Origin of the sequence: Nocardioides asiaticus, assembly GCF_040049175.1 — a bacterium.
Lineage (GTDB): Bacteria > Actinomycetota > Actinomycetes > Propionibacteriales > Nocardioidaceae > Nocardioides > Nocardioides cheoyonin.
Genome location: NZ_JBDZDM010000001.1, coordinates 1,160,211 through 1,179,250, shown reverse-complemented (window position 1 = coordinate 1,179,250; position 19,040 = coordinate 1,160,211). Strand labels below are relative to the sequence as shown.

At 71.3% G+C, this 19,040-nt stretch carries 16 protein-coding genes; 8 read left to right on the top strand and 8 right to left on the bottom strand.

Annotated elements, in window-relative coordinates:
* The first annotated feature begins 30 nt into the window (after nt 1–30).
* A complete protein-coding gene (locus tag ABLE53_RS05720) occupies nt 31–711 on the top strand; it encodes an SGNH/GDSL hydrolase family protein (RefSeq protein ID WP_348857733.1) in 681 nt (226 codons plus the stop codon).
* Between the two features lie 82 nt (nt 712–793).
* Nucleotides 794–1,540 carry an SGNH/GDSL hydrolase family protein gene (locus tag ABLE53_RS05715; protein ID WP_348857732.1) on the top strand — a complete coding sequence of 249 codons (747 nt, stop codon included), beginning with the start codon at nt 794–796 and terminating at the stop codon, nt 1,538–1,540.
* Here the strand turns inward: ABLE53_RS05715 and ABLE53_RS05710 are convergent.
* Nucleotides 1,491–2,423 carry an alpha/beta fold hydrolase gene (locus tag ABLE53_RS05710; RefSeq protein ID WP_348857731.1) on the bottom strand — a complete coding sequence of 311 codons (933 nt, stop codon included), beginning with the start codon at nt 2,421–2,423 and terminating at the stop codon, nt 1,491–1,493. The two genes, ABLE53_RS05715 and ABLE53_RS05710, sit on opposite strands and share 50 nt — an antisense overlap.
* A 78-nt stretch (nt 2,424–2,501) precedes the next feature.
* Between ABLE53_RS05710 and ABLE53_RS05705 the strand changes: the two genes are divergently transcribed.
* Nucleotides 2,502–4,511, top strand: a complete 2,010-nt coding sequence (locus ABLE53_RS05705) for an ATP-dependent DNA helicase (protein WP_425474842.1) — start codon at nt 2,502–2,504, stop codon at nt 4,509–4,511.
* A gap of 24 nt (nt 4,512–4,535) precedes the next feature.
* On the opposite strand, the gene ABLE53_RS05700 is transcribed toward ABLE53_RS05705, so the two are convergent.
* The 5 genes from ABLE53_RS05700 to lexA all read right to left on the bottom strand — a co-directional run bounded on the left by ABLE53_RS05700 (nt 4,536) and on the right by lexA (nt 10,463).
* On the bottom strand, nt 4,536–5,297 hold the full coding sequence (locus tag ABLE53_RS05700; RefSeq protein WP_348857730.1) for a class I SAM-dependent methyltransferase: 762 nt from the start codon (nt 5,295–5,297) through the stop codon (nt 4,536–4,538).
* 16 nt (nt 5,298–5,313) lie between these two features.
* On the bottom strand, nt 5,314–6,885 hold the full coding sequence (locus ABLE53_RS05695) for an MXAN_6640 family putative metalloprotease (protein WP_348857729.1): 1,572 nt from the start codon (nt 6,883–6,885) through the stop codon (nt 5,314–5,316).
* A gap of 44 nt (nt 6,886–6,929) precedes the next feature.
* Nucleotides 6,930–7,739, bottom strand: a complete 810-nt coding sequence (locus ABLE53_RS05690; protein ID WP_348857728.1) for a phosphatase PAP2 family protein — start codon at nt 7,737–7,739, stop codon at nt 6,930–6,932.
* Between the two features lie 170 nt (nt 7,740–7,909).
* Complete coding sequence (locus ABLE53_RS05685) at nt 7,910–9,592, bottom strand: alkaline phosphatase D family protein (protein ID WP_348857727.1); 1,683 nt, start codon at nt 9,590–9,592, stop codon at nt 7,910–7,912.
* Nucleotides 9,593–9,701: 109 nt separating this feature from the next.
* Nucleotides 9,702–10,463 carry a transcriptional repressor LexA gene (gene lexA, locus ABLE53_RS05680; RefSeq protein ID WP_348857726.1) on the bottom strand — a complete coding sequence of 254 codons (762 nt, stop codon included), beginning with the start codon at nt 10,461–10,463 and terminating at the stop codon, nt 9,702–9,704.
* A gap of 260 nt (nt 10,464–10,723) precedes the next feature.
* On the opposite strand from lexA, the gene ABLE53_RS05675 reads away from it, so the two are divergent.
* Together ABLE53_RS05675 and ABLE53_RS05670 are read left to right on the top strand one after the other, a co-directional pair.
* Nucleotides 10,724–11,083 carry a LysM peptidoglycan-binding domain-containing protein gene (locus ABLE53_RS05675; RefSeq protein ID WP_348857725.1) on the top strand — a complete coding sequence of 120 codons (360 nt, stop codon included), beginning with the start codon at nt 10,724–10,726 and terminating at the stop codon, nt 11,081–11,083.
* Nucleotides 11,084–11,406: 323 nt separating this feature from the next.
* Nucleotides 11,407–12,030 (top strand): hypothetical protein, encoded by a 624-nt coding sequence (locus ABLE53_RS05670; protein WP_348857724.1) that lies wholly within the window; start codon nt 11,407–11,409, stop codon nt 12,028–12,030.
* Nucleotides 12,031–12,373: 343 nt separating this feature from the next.
* Here the strand turns inward: ABLE53_RS05670 and ABLE53_RS05665 are convergent, their stop codons facing one another.
* Both ABLE53_RS05665 and ABLE53_RS05660 read right to left on the bottom strand, forming a co-directional pair.
* The gene (locus ABLE53_RS05665; RefSeq protein WP_348857723.1) at nt 12,374–12,880 is read right to left on the bottom strand and encodes a hypothetical protein; all 507 of its coding nucleotides are present in this window, start codon (nt 12,878–12,880) and stop codon (nt 12,374–12,376) included.
* A 67-nt stretch (nt 12,881–12,947) separates the two neighbouring features.
* A complete protein-coding gene (locus tag ABLE53_RS05660; RefSeq protein ID WP_348857721.1) occupies nt 12,948–13,718 on the bottom strand; it encodes a helix-turn-helix transcriptional regulator in 771 nt (256 codons plus the stop codon).
* A 314-nt stretch (nt 13,719–14,032) separates the two neighbouring features.
* Here ABLE53_RS05660 and nrdR point away from each other — a divergent pair, with 314 nt between their 5' ends.
* From nrdR to ABLE53_RS05645, 3 genes are all read left to right on the top strand, one after another.
* Nucleotides 14,033–14,566 (top strand): transcriptional regulator NrdR, encoded by a 534-nt coding sequence (gene nrdR, locus ABLE53_RS05655; RefSeq protein WP_348857773.1) that lies wholly within the window; start codon nt 14,033–14,035, stop codon nt 14,564–14,566.
* A 121-nt stretch (nt 14,567–14,687) separates the two neighbouring features.
* Nucleotides 14,688–17,654, top strand: a complete 2,967-nt coding sequence (locus tag ABLE53_RS05650; RefSeq protein ID WP_348857720.1) for a vitamin B12-dependent ribonucleotide reductase — start codon at nt 14,688–14,690, stop codon at nt 17,652–17,654.
* Nucleotides 17,655–17,872: 218 nt separating this feature from the next.
* Nucleotides 17,873–18,937, top strand: coding sequence for a hypothetical protein (locus ABLE53_RS05645; RefSeq protein ID WP_348857719.1), 1,065 nt, complete (start codon nt 17,873–17,875; stop codon nt 18,935–18,937).
* The last annotated feature ends 103 nt before the right edge of the window (nt 18,938–19,040 follow it).

The window sequence follows — 19,040 nt, the reverse complement described above, 5'->3', positions numbered from 1 at the left end:
GAGTCCGCCCGCACCGCTCATCATTGAGCCGTGCCTCGTCGGGCCCAACTCCTGGCCTCCCTGCCCGTCGTACTCCTCCTCGTGCTCGCGGGCGTCGTCACGCTGCGCGCGACCGCGTCCGACGCGGTCTCGGAGGCGGGCTGGTGCGAGCGGTACGCCGCCAGCCACGCAGCCGCCGCCGCCCTCCCGCTGACCGGCCAGGGCCGCCGCGTCGTGGTGATCGGCGACTCCTGGTCCTCCGGCTGGCGGCTGGACGACCCCGCCGCCGCCTGGCCCGCGCAGCTGCCCGGCCGGGTGAGCGTCGACGGGTTCCCGGGATCGGGCTTCAGCGAGACCGCCTCGCCGTGCGGGAAGGTCTCCTTCGCCGACCGCGCGGCGACGGCCGGCGCCGGTGCCGACGCGCTCGTGGTCGTCGAGGGCGGCCTCAACGACTTCGACCAGACCTACGACGCCGTACGCCGCGGGTTCGTGCGCCTGGTCGGCGAGCTGCAGGGCGCGGACCTGGTCGTCGTCGGCCCGGCTCCGGCCCCGGCGCGGCTGGCCGGCGCGCGTCGGGTGGACGGATGGCTGCGGTCGCTGAGCGAGGAGTACGCCGTCCGCTACGTCTCGGCGATCTCCCTCGACCTGCCCTACCTGCCCGACGGGCTGCACCCGACCCGGGCCGGGCACCGCGAGTTCGGCGACTTCGTGGCGGCCGCCCTGGCGGGGTGACCGCCCCCGGATTGAGCGCCGGGACGCGCCGGGGACCCCCGTATCCGGCGCTGGCGCGGCGTACCCGTCATCATTGCCTGTCGTGAGGGTGAGGGACGTCGTCGGCTGCGGACTCGCCCTCGTCCTGGCGCTCGGGGCGGTGGCGTGCGACGAGCAGACCCCCGAGTCCCACCTCCAGAAGGCGCTCGGCAGGTGCGCTACCTATCGCCAGCTCTCCTTCGACCGGACCCGGATGGTCACCGGCTCCGGGAGGCGGACCGTCGTCATCGGCGACTCGTGGTCGGTCGGCCGCCACCTGCCCGACCCGTCCCGGTCCTGGCCGAGCGTCCTGCCCGGGCAGGTCCACGTCTACGGCTACTCCGGCAGCGGGTTCTCGGAGAGCGCGATGCGGCGCTGTGGCCACGTCTCCTTCGCCGACCGCGCGCCCGCGGCGGTCGCCGGCGGTGCCGGTCTCGTCGTGGTGGAGGGCGGCATCAACGACGTACGCCGCCCCCGCAAGGCGGTCAGGAGCGGCTTCGACCGGCTGATGCACATCCTCACGCCGTACGACGTCGTGGTGGTCGGTCCTCCGGTCACCCCGATGCGCGGCACGCGCTCGGACCGCATCGACCGGCTCCTGCGCCGCTGGTGCAGCCGCATCGGGGTGCCCTACATCAGCACCCTCGACGTCAAGCTCTCCTACATGTCCGACGGGCTGCACCCGACCGAGGAGGGGCACCAGAAGTTCGGCCGGATCGTCGCCCGGCGGATCGCCGCGGTCGTCCCGAGCAGGCCGTCCTTCACCCGGACCCGGGAGCAACGGCATCCGGCGGATACCGCATTGGGCTGACACCGCTCAGCTCGACGAGCTCGTCGAGGAGCGCGTCGAGCTGCGGGAGCCACGAGAAGTGACCGTCGTCGCCGAGGTGGGCCACGGCGGTCGGGATCGTGGCCGCCAGCCACTCCCCATGCGCGATCGGCACGTTGCGGTCCTCGCGGCCGTGCCACACGATCACAGGGACGGCCACGGCGGCCGGGTCGAAGCCCCACGGCCGGACCTCCGTCATGTTGTCCCGCACGTAGCCGCCGACGCCCTGACGGACGGCGCCGCGGAAGGTCGCGGCGACCCAGTCGGCGTACTCGAGTGTCAGCGCCGCCCGGTCCGCGGCGCAGCCCCGGTCCCCGAACCGCGTCAGGACCTGCTCCCCGGTGATGTCGCGGAACGCCTCCGCCTCCGGCCTGAGCCGGGCGGCGAAGGCATCGTCGCCCGCCCGGGCCTCTCGCCACTCCTCACGCTCGTCGGCGTCCATCCCGGTGAACCAGTCCAGCCCGTCGGCGTCGTACGGCGCGAGGCCGGCCAGGTCGACCGCGCCCAGGCAGCGGCCGCCAAGGAGCGCGGCGCACGCGAGCGCGCGCGAGCCGCCTCCCGACCAGCCCATCGTGACGAACTCGTCGATCCCGAGATGGTCGAGCAGGGCGACGACGTCCTCGACGTCGGCGGTGAGTCGCGGGTCGCGGGCGTCGGAGAGGCGTGGGGTCGAGCCGCCGTACCCCGGGCGGGAGTAGCCGATCAACCGCAGCCCGTGGCGTCGGACGGCCTCGTCGAGCGGCGCGAACGGACACGCGGCGGACGGCGTGCCGTAGTGGAAGAGGAGTGGGGGGCCCGCCGGGTCGCCGCCGGTCAGGACCTCGAGACGGCGGCCGTCGGGGAGTGGCACGTCGAGCATGCCCATGGCCGGGAGAGTACGCCGTCGGGCGACCGCTGTGGAGAGCCTCCGCGGTCTGTCGGTCGCCGCGGATAGGGTGCTCGGGTGTCTGTCGAGACCAGTGCCGGAGCCGACCCCGGGACCAGCCGCGTCTCGGCGGCGCTCGAGGCCGCCGTCGAGGCGCTGGGCGGGGAGCGGCGCGAGGGCCAGATCGCGATGGCCGAGGCGGTCGCGGAGGCGCTCGCGAGCGAGGAGCACCTGCTCGTGCAGGCCGGCACCGGCACCGGCAAGTCGCTGGCCTACCTCGTGCCCGCGCTGATGCACGACTCCCGGGTCGTGGTCGCCACCGCGATGCTCGCGCTGCAGCACCAGCTCGTCGAGCGCGACATCCCGCGCCTCGTCGAGGCGGTCGGCGAGCGGCCGGGCTTCGACACGTCGTACGCCGTGCTGAAGGGGCGCTCCAACTACGCCTGCCTCCACCGGATCCGCGAGGGCGTGCCCGACGACCAGGGCACGCTCGTCGACGTGCCGCTCGGGCCGATGGCGTCGACGGTGATGGAGCTGCGCGAGTGGGCCGAGAAGCAGGCCGAGGACGGCGGCAGCGGCGAGCGCGACAAGGCGCCGCGCCACACCGACCGCGAGTGGCGGCAGGTGAGCGTCACCCACCGCGACTGCCTGGGCGCCGCGAAGTGCCCGTTCGGCGCGGAGTGCTTCGCCGAGCTCGCCCGCGAGAAGGCGCAGCGCAGCCACCTGATCGTCACCAACCACTCCCTGCTCGCCATCGACGCGATCGAGGGAGTGCCGATGATCCCTGACTACGCCGCCGTGGTGATCGACGAGGCCCACGAGCTCGTCGCCCGGGTGACCCAGGCGGCCACCGACGAGCTCTCCGCGGCCGACGTCGAGCGCGCCGCGCGCCGCTCCCAGCGTCACGTCGACGGCGGCGAGGCCGACGACCTCGCCGACGCCGCCGACGCACTGCGGGTCGCCGTGCTCGACAACGACCCGGGCCGGATCGCGACCCTGCCGAGCGACCTCAGCGACGCGCTGGTGCTCGTCCGTGACGCCGCGCGGGCGTGTCTGTCGGCGTACCCCAAGGGCGGTGACGACGACGCCCCCGATGCCGGTCTGCAGCAGGCCCGCGGCAGCGTGCAGGAGGTCTTCCAGGTCGCCGACCGGATGGCGGCCAACGCCGAGTCCGACGTCCTGTGGATCTCCGAGGGCACCGATCGAATCCCTCCGCGGCTGTGCGTCGCGCCGCTCCAGGTCTGGGCGCAGATGCGTGACAAGCTCCTCGCCGACAAGACCGTCGTCTTCACCAGCGCCACGCTCAAGCTGGGCGGCGACTTCGGAGCCGTCGCCGGCTCGCTCGGGCTCAAGGCCTCCGAGCGGGTCGAGACGGGCCCCGACGGCATGGAGCGCACCGAGGACGTGCTGCCGTGGATCGGCCTCGACGTCGGCAGCCCGTTCGACTACGCCCGCCAGGGGATCCTCTACGTCGCCCGCCACCTGCCACCGCCCGGACGCGACGGGCTCGGCGCGGCCCAGCTCGACGAGATCGTGGAGCTGGTCGACGCGGCCGACGGCCGCGCCCTCGGCCTGTTCTCGAGCCGCCGGGCCGCCGAGGCCGCGGCCGAGGTGGTGCGCCAGCGGCTGCCGCACCTGACCACGCTCGCCCAGGGCGACGCCCAGCTCCCCGAGCTCGCCGGCCAGTTCGTCGGCGACCCCCACACGGTGCTGTTCGGCACCCTCAGCCTGTGGCAGGGACTCGACGTGCCCGGTGACACCTGCCAGCTGGTGCTCATCGACCGGATCCCGTTCCCGCGGCCCGACGACCCGCTGATGTCAGCGCGGCAGCAGGCCGTCGACAAGGCCGGCGGCAACGGCTTCATGCAGGTCGCCGCCACTCACGCCGCCCTGTTGCTCGCCCAGGGCGCCGGCCGGCTGATCCGCACCACCACCGACCGCGGCGTGGTCGCGATCCTCGACCCGCGGCTCGCGACCGCCCGTTACGGCTCGTTCCTCAAGGCCAGCCTGCCGCCGATGTGGGCGACGACCGACCCCGGCGTCGTACGCCAGGCGCTCGCCCGGCTGGCCAAGGCCGCCGGCGACTGAGCCGGCGCCAGCCCAAGTCCGGTCTCAGACGCGGCGCGCCGTGTGGACCACGATGTCCGCCTCGACGGCCACCTCGTCGGGCAGGGCGGCCCGCAGCTCGTCGAAGAGCGCCCGTCGGTCACCGCCCGACATCAGGCGGTACGCCGACACGGTGCGCAGATAGCCCAGATGGTCCTCGCGCGCGACGGTGTAGCGGCGCTGGATGACCCGCTGGCGGACGTCCTCGAAGCGTCGGTCGGCGAGCAGATCGTCGCCGGGCCAGTCGAGCCCACCCGTCCCGGTCGTCGGCGGTGGGATCGAGGCACCGCCCGGGAGGTAGCGGGCGGTCAGCTCCGCCTCGGTCGTCGCGAGGCGCTCGTCGGCGATCTCGGCCGGCCCACCGAGCAGCGCGACCGCTCCACCCGGCCGGACTAGGGCCGCCGCGCGGTCCATCCGGGTGGCGGGGTCGGTCCAGTGCCACGCCGCCGCGGCGTACAGCAGGTCGAACGTCCCGAGCCGCGCCGGGTCGAGGTCCTCGAACCTTGCCGACATCGGCCGAACCGGAAGGCCGGCGCACACCCGCGTGAGGACCGCGAGCATGGCCTCGTCGGGCTCTGTCGCGGTGATCTCGATGCCGGCTCGGGCGAACACCCGGGTCGCCTTGCCGGTTCCGGCGCCGACCTCCACAGCCGTGATCACCGCGCCCTCGGCGGCGTCGGCGGCGAGCGTCACGATGGCGTACGGGTAGTCGGGCCGGAAGCGCTCGTACGCCTCGGCGACGGCACCGAAGCTGAGCGCCCGCTCCATCTCGGCCCCGGAAGGGCTACTTCCTGACCAGCCGGCCGACCCAGTGGTCCTTGAGCCCGTTGTACTGCGGGTTGCCGCGGCAGGAGAACGAGGTCCCCTTCCAGCACTTGTAGATGTGCGCGGCGTTGACCATCGTCAGCTCGGCCTTCGTGACGTGGGTGTTGTCGAACGGGACCGACACCGACCCCCAGCCTCGCCGGCCCAGCTTGACCGGGAACCTCTGCAGCTTCCCGCTCTTGCGGTAGACCGTGACGGTCGCCGCCTGCAGGCCCGGGTGGGGCAGGTGGACGGTGACGTGCAGCCGGTAGGCCGGTCGGACGTTCTGCGGCACGAACCGGGTCGAGGCCGATGTCAGGTGGTTGAGGGAGTAGGTCGCCGTCGCCTTCTTGTGGGCCGGCCGCAGTCGCACGGCCTTCGTGACCGGCGCGACCGGGTAGTGCTGCGCCCTCCCCTCGCTGTAACTGCGCTGCGAGTGGTGGTTGGCCTCGGAGAACTGCAGATAGAGCTTGCGCAGGCCGCCGCGCTTCTTCAGCGCCCGGGTGACCGCCTGGATGGAGTAGGCGTTCTTCTTCTTGCCGTGCGTGCTGTCGGCCTGCTGCCAGATGTAGCGGATGAGCACGGGCAGCGGTCCGCTCTTCTTCGGGAACCGCTCGGTGAGGTAGCGGAAGAAGATCCAGTTGCCGTAGACGTTGTAGGTCCCCGCCTTGTCGAGCGCCGTCCGCGGGTGCCGTAGCTGGCCGTAGGGAAGGTACTGCACGTTGTCGTTGATGCCGTCGTAGATCGCGTCCTCGGCCCAGACCGCCGTGCCCTCCATGAGCCAGACGTCCTCGCCGGCGTCGTACCCGAACTGGATGGCGTGGAAGAACTCGTGGGCCGCGGTCACCTTGAGGTTCTCGACCGGGGTGTGCCGGGTGCCGTACTGGCTCCGGGCGTAGTCGTTGTCCAGGACGCAGTACGCCTTCGCGATCGTCGAGCCCTTCGGCGCACCCGCCGGGCTGCCGTCGGGGGAGCAGTACCCGTAGTAGCCCTGGTCGTAGACATCGCGCAGGTAGATGTCGATGTAGTTCTTCTTCCCGCCGGCGTACCCGTCACCGACCGGGCGGCGGTAGCCGGCCTTCTTGTACGTCGTGTAGACGTGCTCCATCACGCCACGGACCGTCTTGACCCAGCTCCAGCTCGACTTGTCGTCGCCGCTGGAGACGTAGTGGATGCAGACCGGCACCTTGGTGCTGCACAGGCGCTTGCCGGCGGTCGGCCGGGCGAGCATCCGGGCGGCCTCGGTCTGGTCGCTCGAGGCCATCTCGTCGCGGTGGACGAAGAGGTTGGTGAGGGCCATGGTGGCGTCCCGGCCGGAGGCGAGCGTCTTCTTCGCCTTGTCCGGCGACTTCTGGGTGAGGACGTTGCGGGCGTGCTCGAGCGCCCGCCTGGCCGCCACGGTCGAGACCGTCCGGCCGTTCCGCGACGCGCCGTGGGTGCCGTCCGGCGCGCTCGGGATCAGCGCCTGGGCGGGCAGCGCCGAGACCGCGGTGCCGGTCGCGAGGAGCAGGGTGAGGAGGGACAGCAGGACGGGGAAGCGATTGAAACGCATCGAGTACCAGACGGTCGGCAACAGGTCCGGCCGACCCTGGACGCCTACCGCGAGGGCTCGCCGGCTCGGCGTCCCGAGAGGTCCTCGTCCGCAGGTGCGGCCTCCAGCAGTGTAGGACGCTGCCCGAAGGCGGAGACGCCCACGACACCCGCGATGATCACGATCCACCCCACGATCACGTCGAGCGTCCAGTGGTTGCCGGTGCCGATGACGGCCAGCGCGGTGAGCAGCGCACCGAGGCAGGCGAGGATCCTGATCACCCAGCTGCGCACGTTGCGCCACACCACGATCGCCACCCACAGCGACCAGCCGCAGTGCAGCGAGGGGAACGCCGCGAGCTCGTTCGTGAGGTCGCCGAGCCCCTTGGGTGCCGACGCGTCGGCACCCCACCAGCCCCGGTCGGTGTGGAGCAGCAGCACGTCGTCGTACAGGTGCGGGAAGAAGCGCGGCGGCGCGGTCGGGAGCATGAGGTAGAGCGCCAGGGCGAGGACCGTGCCGACCAGGAGGGCCCGCCGCGCGGGGAGGTAGCGCTCGCGCCCGCGCGCGTAGAGCCAGATCAGCACCGTGAGGGTGAGGATGTAGTGGGCCGTGGAGTACCAGTAGCAGCTGAGCAGCCCGATGACCTCGTGGTGGACGAAGAACTGGTTGAGGCTGCGCTCGAAGTCGAGGTCGACGACCTTCTCGATCTGCAGCAGCTGTCGGGCACGGCTCTTCGCCTCGGCGATGTTGTCGCTCGCCAGCAGCCGCGACGAGGTGTAGGCGATGTAGAGCACGGTCACGAAGACCAGCTCCCGCACCCCGGCGCGTACGCCGGCGAGCCGCTCCCATAGGGTGCGGTTCACCCTCTGTTCCATGGTGGCGACGGTCGCCTCGACGATCTCCAGGGGAGGCGTACGAGCGTCAGCCCGCTCGCCGCTGGTCCCCTGGTCCCGCACTGTGCCCCCGCTGAAGTCGCTCGATCCTGCACAGACTAGCCGGTGGGCAGCGGGAGGTTGGGAGCCTTTCGGCCCTGGTGTCGGCGGGTTCAGCGGACGGGCGCGTCGACCCGGTGGACCCGCCCACTGCCGCGGGTGGTCGCCCACGACGTCGACCAGCTGACGCCGGCGTTCTTGTCGGCCCGGTCGCCGATGACGTACCAGTCCATCTGCGCCCGCTGTCTGGTCACGTCGAGGATCGAGTAGCCGTGGTCGTCGAAGTCGAGGTAGCGCACGTGCCGGTTGGCACCCATGATGGCTGTCTCCACGGCCCGGCTCGTCGTGTGCGCCGGGGTGCCGGTGATGTCCTTGAGGTTGCTCGAGGTGACCGAGGTGCCGACGAACTCGACCCCGGCGGTGCCGCCCAGCGGATAGATCGCGGAGTCGTAGGGCAGGTCGCACGCCCACCCCGAGTGGATGTCGCCGGTGATGAAGACGACGTCCTCGATCCTGTGGGTGCGGATGTGGTCGAAGAGCTCGGTCCGGTCGGCGGTGTAGCCGTCCCACTGGTCGACGTTGTAGGCGACCCCGTTGTCGGGGAGCAGGCCGGTGACGTCGTTGACCGGACCGATCACGTCCTTCGGCAGCGCGGCGAACGTGACCGGAGCGATCATGACCGGGTTGCCGACCACCTTCCAGGTCGTGGGCGCGTTCCTGAGGCCGGACTTGAGCCAGCTCAGCTGGTCGGTGCCGGTGATCGTGCGGTCCGGGTCGTCGACGGCGGCCAGCCCGTCGGTCGTCTGGTCGACCTGCTTGGAGCGGTAGGAGCGCAGGTCGAGCATGCTCAGCTCGAGCACCGTGCCGAACCTGAAGCGCCGGTAGATCCGGTCGTTCAGGTGGCTCTGGTCGAGGGCGGCGGTCCCGTCGAGGCGCACCGGCATCCATTCGTCGTACGCCTTGTGGGCGTGGGTCTTGCGCGCCTTCCAGTCGTACTCGCCCGGGCTGTTGTTCTCCGCCCCGTTGCGCCACTGGTCGTTGGCGACCTCGTGGTCGTCCCAGGTGACGATCCACGGGAAGCGGGCGTGGAGATCGGCGAGGTCGGGGTCGCGCTTGTACTGCGCGTGCCGGATCCGGTAGTCGGCCAGGGTGTGGACCTCGTGGGCCGGCTGGTGCTTGCGGATGTCGATGTCGTCGGGCCCGTAGCCGTACTCGCCCGGGCCGTACTCGTAGAAGTAGTCGCCGAGGTGGACGATCGCGTGCAGGTCGGTGCGCTTCGCGAGGTGGCGGTACGCCGAGAACCAGCCGGCCTGCAGGTTGGCGCAGGACACGACGCCGAACCGGATCCGGCCGGGGGTCGCCGTCGGTGCGGGCGCGGTGCGGGTGCGGCCGACCCGGCTGTGCTGGCCGGCGTACGAGAAGCGGTAGTTGTACGCCGTCGCGGGCCTCAGCCCGGTGACGTCGAGCTTGACCGTGTGGTCGCGCCACGGGCCGGTCGTGAACGTGCCGTGCTTCACGACGGTCTTGAAGGTCGGCGAGGTGGAGACCTGCCAGCCGACCTTGACGTGCGGGCCCCTGCCCGAGCCCGGCCTGCTGGCGGCGGTCGGCGTCACCCGGGTCCAGATGACGACGGCGTGGGGGAGCGGGTCGCCAGAGGCGACGCCGTGCTGGAAGTGTCGGAGCGCGGCTGCGGCGTCGGCGTACGGCGCCGGGAGGACGGCCGCCCCGACGCCCGCCAGGCCCGCGCCGAGGCCGCCGGCGAGCAGGCGGCGGCGGTCGAGGGGAGTGTGGGTCACGCTCGGAGAACGACGCAGCCGCCGGCGCGTGACGCGCCGGCGGCTGTTGTTCACCCATCGTTGGTCGAGCCCGGACACGAAGTGGCCGGTGTCGAGACCAAGAGAGTCGTCAGAGGCTCCGCAGGACCGCGGTGACCTTGCCGAGGATGGTGGCGTGCGTGCCGTCGATCGGGTCGTAGGCCGGGTTGTGCGGCAGCAGCCAGACCTTGCCGTCCTTGCGCTGAAGGGTCTTGACCGTCGCCTCGCCGTCGATCATCGCGGCGACGATCTCGCCGTTCTCCGCCGTCGGCTGCTGGCGCACGACCACGAAGTCGCCGTCGCAGATCGCCGCGTCGACCATGGAGTCGCCGGAGACGTGCAGGAGGTAGAGCGTGCCGTCGCCGACGAGCTGCTTCGGCAGCGGGAAGACGTCCTCGACCCGCTCCTCGGCGAGGATCGGGCCGCCGGCGGCGATCCGGCCGACGACCGGGACGAGGGTCGCCTCCGGGTTGGCGTCGCCGATGCCGGTCTCGTCGTAGGCCGTCTCCTCGGCCGCCGAGATCGACTTGCGGGCCGCGAGGACCTCGGGCAGGAACACCTCGAGTGCCCGCGGCCGGTGCGGGTCGCGCTTGATGAAGCCCTTCTGCTCGAGCACCTTCAGCTGGTGGGCGACGCTGCTGGTGCTCGTCAGGCCCACCGCCGAGCCGATCTCGCGCATGCTCGGCGGGTAGCCCCGCTTCTCGATGCAGTCGCGCAGGTGAGCCAGGATGCGCTGCTGGCGCGGGGTCAGCCCGGTGGCGTCGGGCGGGCCGTCGGGAAGCTCGCTCACGGCGGTCGTGGACCGCTTGGCGGAGGTGGACGCCGGGGTCGGCTCCTTGGTCGGCTTGGTCATGTGCCCACGGTAGACCGGGCCGTTGCCGACTTCAAACATCTGTTCGAAGCGTGTCGCGATCTGTGGACAACGGGCGGTTCGAACATTTTTTCGGCCCGGGCCCTTGATCTCGTTCGAACAGGTGATCTACTCTCGATCACGTGTTCGATCGAATGCGTGATCGAACGGACGCGATCCGGCGCTCGTCCCGAACTGTCGGTGGCCGTCTGTAGACATCTCGTCGAGCGCACCAGCCACCCCACTTCCCCAGGAGACCGGCGATGACCACGACCACCCTCGACCAGTTCATGGCCCCGGCCCGGCCCGTGGATCGGGCGCCGCGGCGCGGCTCGAGCGTGCGGCTGACCCGCCGCGGCCGCGTGGTGGTGTTCCTCGTCGCCCTCGGTCTGCTGCTCGCGGCGGGGTTCCTCGGCGCCGGCCTCTCCGGCGCCGCCCAGGAGAAGGGCAACGCTGTCCCGACCCACACCGTCGTCGTCGAGCCCGGCGACACGCTCTGGGATCTCGCCTCCGACGCCGCCGACGGCGGCAGCGTCCGCGACATGGAGCAGCAGATCAAGGACCTCAACGGGCTCGACTCCGGCATGCTCGCCGCCGGCCAGTCGCTGCGCATCCCGAACTGACCACACCGCCGGGCTGCCTCCGTCGCCGCTCGGCCACAGACGGCCGTCAGCTGATTCGACCCCGGCTGGCGGCACCTACAGGGGAAGAGAAAGAGGGGCGGGGCGGGAGGACCAGCGTCCGACCGCCCCGCCCCGGCTTTGCAGACGTCATACGTCCCGCGGCGCGCAGTGTCCCCGTCCGTATGACGTTGTTCCTACGTCATACGGGCGGCCACCGCACCGCGAGCCATGCGTCGTCCACACCAGGGGCTCGCGTCGCTGCCCTCCACAGACCGGGTCGACGCAGGCGCGGGCGGTCGGTGGAGTCTTCGATCGTCGTACGCATGACCAAGCCACTCAGCACGCAGAAGCAGGTCGAGCTCGAGCTCGGGATGCTCAAGGAGCGACAGTCGTACGTCGTGTCGCGGCCCCAGCTCTATGCCGCCGGTGTGACTCGCGGCGAGATTCGGCATCACGTGCGGATGGGTCGCTGGCAGCTCATCGGCGACCAGAGCGTGTGCCTCCACAACGGTCCGATCTCCTGGGAGGGCCATTGCTGGGCGGCTGTGTTCCAGGGCGGGCCGCGGGCCTGCCTCGATGGGGCGGCTGCGCTGATCGCCAGCGGCCTGGAGCGGTACGACGAGGAGCGGATCCGTGTCTCGGTGCCGCGCGGCACACGGATCCGGCGTACGCCGCTCTACGACATCCGGCAGACACGCCGCTGGTCGGCCGACGACGTCGTGGAGATCGGGATACCTCGCACCAGACCCGCCATCGCGGCCGTGCGGGCAGCGCTGTGGGCACGGAGCGATCGGCAGGCGGCGTACGTCGTGAGCATCGCCGTCCAACAGGGACTCACCCGGCCCGAGGACATCGGCCGCGAGCTCCTGCGGGTCCGACGCGACAAGCGCCGCTTGTTCCTCCACGTCGTCGTCGGCGACCTGCTCGGTGGTGCTCGGGCCGCGTGACCGGCGAGGGCGCCGGGTCGCGGGACGTCATACGCGCCGCGCGGGCGCAGGTCCCCATCCGTATGACGCTGCATGCCGCGGAAGAGAGAGAGGGGCGGGCCGCCAGCTGGGCGGCCCGCCCCTCGCGCACGGTGTCTGCTCCCACCGTGCCCGGTCGCCGCACGGGCGGCTGGACAGGCCCACCGCCCACAGGAGTTCGGCATCCTGCGGACGGAGCGTGCGACGACGGATCCGGCTACAGCGCGTGGATGCAGCCCCCACCTGCACCGTGCTGAGGAGACAAGCCTGACGCCCGCGGGTCGGCGCGGCTATACGCGAATGCGCGTACGCCCAACGGCCCAGGTCAGTCGGCCCGGTGCCGGTGCGACCCGCTCGGAGAAGGGGCGTCCGTGGGGCGTCCGGCGCCGTCGGAGCCGGTGGACGAGCGACCGTCGGAGCGGCCGGTCTCGGTGTGGATCCGGCCGAGGTGCAGCCCGCCGGTGCCGGTGTGGTGGCCGGCGTAGTGGGCGTCCTGGCCGCTCGGCGCCTCGCCGGCCCGCGGCCGCGGCGGCGTGGGCGAGGCGGAGGTGATGCCGAGCGCTCGTCCCAGGCGGGCCACGAGCATCAGCCCGGCGAAGAGGCAGGCGACCGCACCGACGGCGCAGATGCCGAGGAACCCCCACGCTCGCGAGTCGCCTCCGCGGGCGTCGGCCCCGAAGTCGATCGCGGCGTACACGAGGTAGCCCCAGGCGATCACCAGCAGCGTGATCCCGAGCGCGAGCAGGAGCACCGAGGGCCGGAACGTCCGCCTCTGGCGCGGACCCCGGCGCGTCCCCGCTCGCTTGCCACCCGAGTTCCCCCTCGCTGCCACGGGCGACATTCTTCCCGATCCCGTCCGGGACCGCGGCAGGACACCACGACCGCGGCGAACGAACGCCTCACCCGCCGAGCCGCGGCTGCACGATCGCGAGCGCCGTCGCCTGCTGTACGGCGAGCAGCCGATCGTGCCTACCGAGCTTCTCGTAGGCGTTCTCGAGGTGCTTCGCGACCGTGCGCGGGCTGATCCCGAGCCGGTGGCCGATGGCGGCAGCGGTGAGCCCCTGCGCGAGCAGTTCCAGGGTCTCCACCTCCCGCGGCGTGAGCGAGCGCTCGGGGACGCGGCGCACGGGCGGCCGGTAGATCCGGTCGTACGCCGTCAGGGCCGGCAGCAGCCAGCAGGCCACCGTGATCTCGTCATCGGTGAAGTCGCGGTGGTCCCGCCCGATGACCCAGCCGCGACCGGTGAGGCCCTGGACGGAGACGATGAGGCTCAGCTGGTGCGCGCCGAGCGCGTCAGTGGCGGCGTCGGCAACCCGGCCGTCCGTCGTACGCCGGTAGCGGCCCACGTCGGAGAGCCGCCGCGGGGTGAGGTCGGGCGGGTCGGCGACGTAGCTCGCGACCACGGGGTGCTCGGGGCCGGCCGCGGCGACCCGGTCGGAGAGCCGCTCGTCGGGGACCATCCGGCCGTCGACGAGGACCGTCGACCCGCCGCCGGCGTAGTCGCTCTCGACCCACGCCGTCCGGTCGCCGGGGAGGTAGCGGCCGAGGAGCTCGAGGCATGCCTCGACGTACTCGCGCGCCGTCGCTGCCTCGCCCAGCGCGCGGGTCTCCCGGAGCATCGCCGCGTAGTGCATCCACACCCCTCCCGTGCAGATGAGCCGATCCTTCACTGTGACACCCCTGTGAGGGCCACGTCATGGGCTTTTCGGCCAGGGCCGACCAGGGCCCCGATCCGGGACCGCGACACGCCGGGCCGCGCCGGGTGCCCTTGCGTACGCCGAGGACCCGGCGTACGGTTGCCACAACATCTAGTAGTTACACCGGTGTAGTTCTCCACATCTAGTTCCACAGCCGAGTGCATCTGATGCACAGCGCAGCGGGAATTGCACACAGGTGGCTGCTGGTTCTCCACAAATGGACATGCTTCGTCCACAGCCCGCGCGACGAGACGGCTGTATCGATGGGAAAGGGGGAAATCGTCGTCATGCACTGCCCGTTCTGCCGGCACACCGACACGAAGGTCCTCGACTCCCGCGTCGCCGAGGACGGCGGCTCGATCCGCCGTCGTCGCCTCTGCCAGGCCTGTGACAAGCGGTTCTCGACCGTGGAGCTGATGCAGCTCACCGTCCTCAAGCGCTCCGGCGCCACCGAGCCGTTCGACCGCGCGAAGGCGATCGCCGGTGCCCGCAAGGCATGCAAGGGCCGGCCGGTCACCGAGGACCAGCTCGCCTGCCTCGGCCAGCAGGTGGAGGACGCGCTCCGCAGCGAGGGGTACGCCGAGGTTCCGAGCCACGAGGTCGGGATGGCGATCCTCGCGCCGCTGCGCGAGCTCGACGAGGTGGCCTACCTCCGGTTCGCCTCCGTCTACCGCGCGTTCGAGTCCGCCGAGGACTTCGAGGACGAGATCGCGATGCTCCGCACCGAGCGGGAGCTGCACGCGGTCCGGCCGGACGGCCCCGCCGACGGGCCCGCCGGACCGACCGTCGACCCCGGCGTCGACCCAGCCGTCAGCGGCTGACACAGACCGCCCGGGCAGGCCGTGGGGAAGCGAGCCTGCCCGGGCTTCCAACCTCTCTTCTCCAACTGTGTGTTCTGTTAGGCAAGTCGACAACCGATCAGGGAAAGACAAGGGGAAGTCAATGACCGAGACGGTGAGCGGCGCAGACCAGAAGAGCGGTCTGTCCGGGCGGGGGCTCCACGTCGAGCGGGTGTTCAGCACCGACGGTGTTCACCCCTATGACGAGATCACCTGGGAGCGTCGGGACGTCGTCCAGACGAACTGGAAGACCGGTGAGACCGTCTTCGAGCAGCGGGGCGTCGAGTTCCCCGACTTCTGGTCGGTCAACGCGTCCACCATCGTCACGACCAAGTACTTCCGCGGCGCTCTTGGCACCGACGCCCGCGAGTGGAGCCTCAAGCAGCTCGTCGACCGCGTGGTGAAGAGCTACACCGCGTCCGGCGTCGAGAACGGCTACTTCGCGACCGCGAAGGACGCCCAGGTCTTCGAGGAGGAGATCACCTGGCTCCTCGTGCACCAGTACTTCGCGTTCAACTCCCCGGTCTGGTTCAACGTCGGGACGAGCTCCCCGCAGCAGGTCTCGGCCTGCTTCATCCTGTCGGTCGACGACTCGATGGACTCGATCCTGAACTGGTACAAGGAGGAGGGCTTCATCTTCAAGGGCGGCTCCGGCGCGGGTCTCAACCTGTCCCGCATCCGCTCGTCCAAGGAGCTCCTCTCCAGCGGTGGTACGGCGTCGGGGCCGGTGTCCTTCATGCGCGGCGCCGACGCCTCGGCCGGCACGATCAAGTCCGGTGGCGCGACCCGCCGCGCCGCCAAGATGGTCGTGCTCGACGTGGACCACCCCGACATCGAGGAGTTCGTCGAGACCAAGGCGCGCGAGGAGGACAAGATCCGTGCGCTGCGCGACGCCGGCTTCGACATGGACCTCGGCGGCCGCGACATCACGAGCGTCCAGTACCAGAACGCCAACAACTCCGTCCGCGTCACCGACGAGTTCATGCGCGCGGTCGAGGAGGGCAAGAAGTTCGGCCTGCGCGCCCGCAAGACCGGCGAGGTGATCGAGGAGGTCGACGCCCGCGAGCTGTTCCACAAGATCGCGGTCGCCGCATGGGAGTGCGCCGACCCCGGGCTGCAGTACGACGACACCATCAACGACTGGCACACCAACCCGGAGACCGGCCGCATCACCGGCTCCAACCCGTGCTCTGAATACATGTCGCTCGACAACTCCTCGTGCAACCTGGCCTCGCTCAACCTGCTGAAGTTCCTCAAGGGCGACGACACCTTCGACGCCGAGCGGTTCCAGCAGGCGTGCGAGCTCGTGTTCACCGCGATGGACATCTCGATCTGCTTTGCCGACTTCCCGACCGAGAAGATCGGCGAGACTACCCGCGACTACCGCCAGCTCGGCATCGGCTACGCCAACCTCGGCGCCCTGCTGATGGCGATGGGCCTCGGCTACGACAGCGAGGGCGGCCGCACCATGGCCGCCGCCATCACCTCGCTGATGACCGGCGCCGGCTACAAGCGGTCCGCCGAGCTCGCCGGGGTCGTCGGCCCGTACGCCGGCTACGCCCGCAACGCCGAGGCGCACCAGCGGGTGATGAGGAAGCACCAGGCCGCGAACGACGCCGTACGCTCGATCAACCCGGTCGACCGCAACGTCCTCGCCGCCGCCACGAAGGCCTGGCAGGACGTCGTCGAGCTCGGCAAGACCAACGGCTTCCGCAACGCGCAGGCCTCGCTGCTCGCGCCGACCGGCACGATCGGCTTCATGATGGACTGCGACACGACCGGCATCGAGCCGGACTTCTCGCTGGTCAAGTTCAAGAAGCTGGTCGGCGGCGGCTCGCTGCAGATCGTCAACCAGACCGTCCCGCGGGCGCTGAAGAAGCTCGGCTACCAGCCGGAGCAGATCGAGGCGATCGTCGACTACATCGCCGAGCACGGCCACGTCGTCGACGCCCCCGGGCTGAAGCCGGAGCACTACGAGGTCTTCGACTGCGCGATGGGCAAGCGCGCCCTCAAGCCGATGGGCCACGTCCGGATGATGGCGGCCACCCAGCCGTTCCTCTCCGGCGCGATCTCGAAGACGGTCAACCTGCCGGAGACGGCGACCGTCGAGGACATCGAGAACGTCTACCTCGAGTCCTGGAAGCTCGGCCTCAAGGCGACGGCGATCTACCGCGACAACTGCAAGGTCGGCCAGCCGCTGTCGGGCGGCAAGGGCGACAACAAGGGCAAGGACGCCAACGTCTCGGCCGCGGCCGAGGCGGAGCCCGAGGTCGTCGAGAAGGTCGTGGAGAAGGTCGTCTACGCGCCGACCCGCAAGCGGCTGCCGAAGTCCCGCGTCTCGCGCACCACATCCTTCACCGTGGGCGGTGCCGAGGGCTACATGACCTCCGGTGCCCACGAGGACGGCGAGCTCGGCGAGATCTTCCTCAAGCTCGGCAAGCAGGGCTCGACCCTGGCCGGTGTCATGGACGCGTTCTCGATCGCCGTCTCCATCGGTCTCCAGTACGGCGTCCCGCTGGAGACCTACGTCTCGAAGTTCACCAACCTGCGCTTCGAGCCGGCCGGTCTCACCGACGACCCGGACATCCGGATGGCGCAGTCGCTGATGGACTACGTCTTCCGTCGGCTCGCGCTCGACTACCTCTCGTTCGAGAAGCGCGCCGCCCTGGGCATCTACTCCGCCGAGGAGCGCCAGCGCTACCTCGAGACCGGCTCCTACGAGCCCCTCGAGGAGACCGGCTCCGCCTCGGAGCTGATCGCCCCGGAGCCGTCGGCGCCGTCCCCGTCGATGAAGGTCGAGCAGGTCGACACGACCGAGGCCGAGATCTCCGCCCCGGCGGAGCTGCTCACCCACGAGCAGCTCGACGAGGTCGAGACCCCCGCCGAGGAGGAGACCACCGCGGCCGCCGCACAGGCCCCCAAGTCGGCCCACACCACCGCCGAGCTGCTCGAGCAGATCAGCGGCATGGCCGTCGACAGCCCGCTCTGCTTCACCTGCGGCACCAAGATGCGCCCCGCCGGCTCCTGCTACGTCTGCGAGGGCTGCGGCTCCACCAGCGGCTGCAGCTGAAGACCAGCATCGCCAGTGGCTCACGAGGGCCCGCCCGGTTCGCCGGGTGGGCCCTCGTCGCCTCTGTGCCCGGGTGGCGGTGAGTGAGCAACCGTTCTGGCCATATGGACGGTTGCTCACTCACCGCCGCCCTGATTTCGCCTAGCCCCCCAGGGCATTGGGAGACTGGGGTCGTGGAACCAACGCTTCGAGGTCCGGCGGACGACGGGGTGCGGCGGGTGTACCTACACGTCGGCGCACCCAAGTCGGGCACCACCTACATCCAGGACCGGCTCAGCCGGAACGCCCGGATCCTGCGGCGGCACGGCCTGCACGTGCCGAACCTGTTCCCCTCGCTGACCCCGGCGCGGGCGCAGTTCCGGGCGGCGCTGGACCTGCTGGGGCAGGACTGGGGCGGACCGGAGGGTCACGCGGCGGGGCACTGGGACCGCCTGGTCGAGAAGGTACGCCGTACGCAGGGCGCGGTGCTGATCAGCCACGAGATCTTCGCGCCGGCGCCTGCCGAGGTGATCGACAAGGCAGTGAGCGACCTGGGGCGCGACGCGGAGCTCCACATCGTCTACACCGCGCGCGACTACGGGCGGGCGCTGACCTCGGCGTGGCAGGAGAGCGTCAAGGCGGGGCGCCGGTGGCGGCTGCGGAAGTTCCTCGACCTCGCCCACGAGCACCGCAACTGGTTCGCGAAGGCGCTCGAGCTGCCCGACGTGCTCGAGGCGTGGGGCAGGGACCTGCCGCCGGAGCACGTCCACGTCGTCACCGCGCCGTCCGGCGACGGCGACAGCCCGGCGCTGTGGGAGCGGTTCTGCGAGGTCCTCGGCGTACCCCCGGGCCTCGCCCGACACCGGGCGAGGCGGAGCAATCCGTCCCTGGACGCCGTCGCCACCGAGATCATCCGCCAGCTCAACGTCCGCCATCGGGCGGGACCGAACGCGGACCCGAACCGGGACCGGTACGTCGACGCGCTCATCGACCTGCTGCAGTCACGCAAGTCCGAGCGGATCCCGATCGAGCTGCCGCCGCAGGACCGGCCCTGGGTCACCGAGCGCGCCCGGAGCTGGATCGACTGGCTCGAGGACCACAAGGTCGTCGTCCACGGCGACGTCGAGGACCTGATCCCGTCCGGGTTCCGCCCCGAGGACGCCTGGGTGAACCCCGACCGTCTGCCCCGCAAGGCCGTCCGCGGCCTCGCGCTCGACGCGCTGCACCACGTCGCCGCCAGGAAGCGCGACCTCGCGGCCGTGCCGGACCAGATCGTCACCGGCGTACGCAGCCGGTTCTTCTGACCCCGCACCCCCGAGGAGCGCGCGCGGCGAACGGGCGCTGAGGCGTTCTTGAGTCATTTCCGACCTCTCGGGACCGTCGTGCCGTCCTAGCGTCGAGACATCG

What these genes read in the sequence shown, in the direction of transcription:
- ABLE53_RS05675 (WP_348857725.1), top strand. Translation starts at nt 10,724, where the DNA reads ATGACCACGACCACCCTCGACCAGTTCATGGCCCCGGCCCGGCCCGTG.
- ABLE53_RS05700 (WP_348857730.1), bottom strand. Translation starts at nt 5,297, where the DNA reads ATGGAGCGGGCGCTCAGCTTCGGTGCCGTCGCCGAGGCGTACGAGCGC.
- ABLE53_RS05670 (WP_348857724.1), top strand. Translation starts at nt 11,407, where the DNA reads ATGACCAAGCCACTCAGCACGCAGAAGCAGGTCGAGCTCGAGCTCGGG.
- ABLE53_RS05695 (WP_348857729.1), bottom strand. Translation starts at nt 6,885, where the DNA reads ATGCGTTTCAATCGCTTCCCCGTCCTGCTGTCCCTCCTCACCCTGCTC.
- ABLE53_RS05710 (WP_348857731.1), bottom strand. Translation starts at nt 2,423, where the DNA reads ATGGGCATGCTCGACGTGCCACTCCCCGACGGCCGCCGTCTCGAGGTC.
- nrdR (WP_348857773.1), top strand. Translation starts at nt 14,033, where the DNA reads ATGCACTGCCCGTTCTGCCGGCACACCGACACGAAGGTCCTCGACTCC.
- lexA (WP_348857726.1), bottom strand. Translation starts at nt 10,463, where the DNA reads ATGACCAAGCCGACCAAGGAGCCGACCCCGGCGTCCACCTCCGCCAAG.
- ABLE53_RS05650 (WP_348857720.1), top strand. Translation starts at nt 14,688, where the DNA reads ATGACCGAGACGGTGAGCGGCGCAGACCAGAAGAGCGGTCTGTCCGGG.
- ABLE53_RS05690 (WP_348857728.1), bottom strand. Translation starts at nt 7,739, where the DNA reads ATGGAACAGAGGGTGAACCGCACCCTATGGGAGCGGCTCGCCGGCGTA.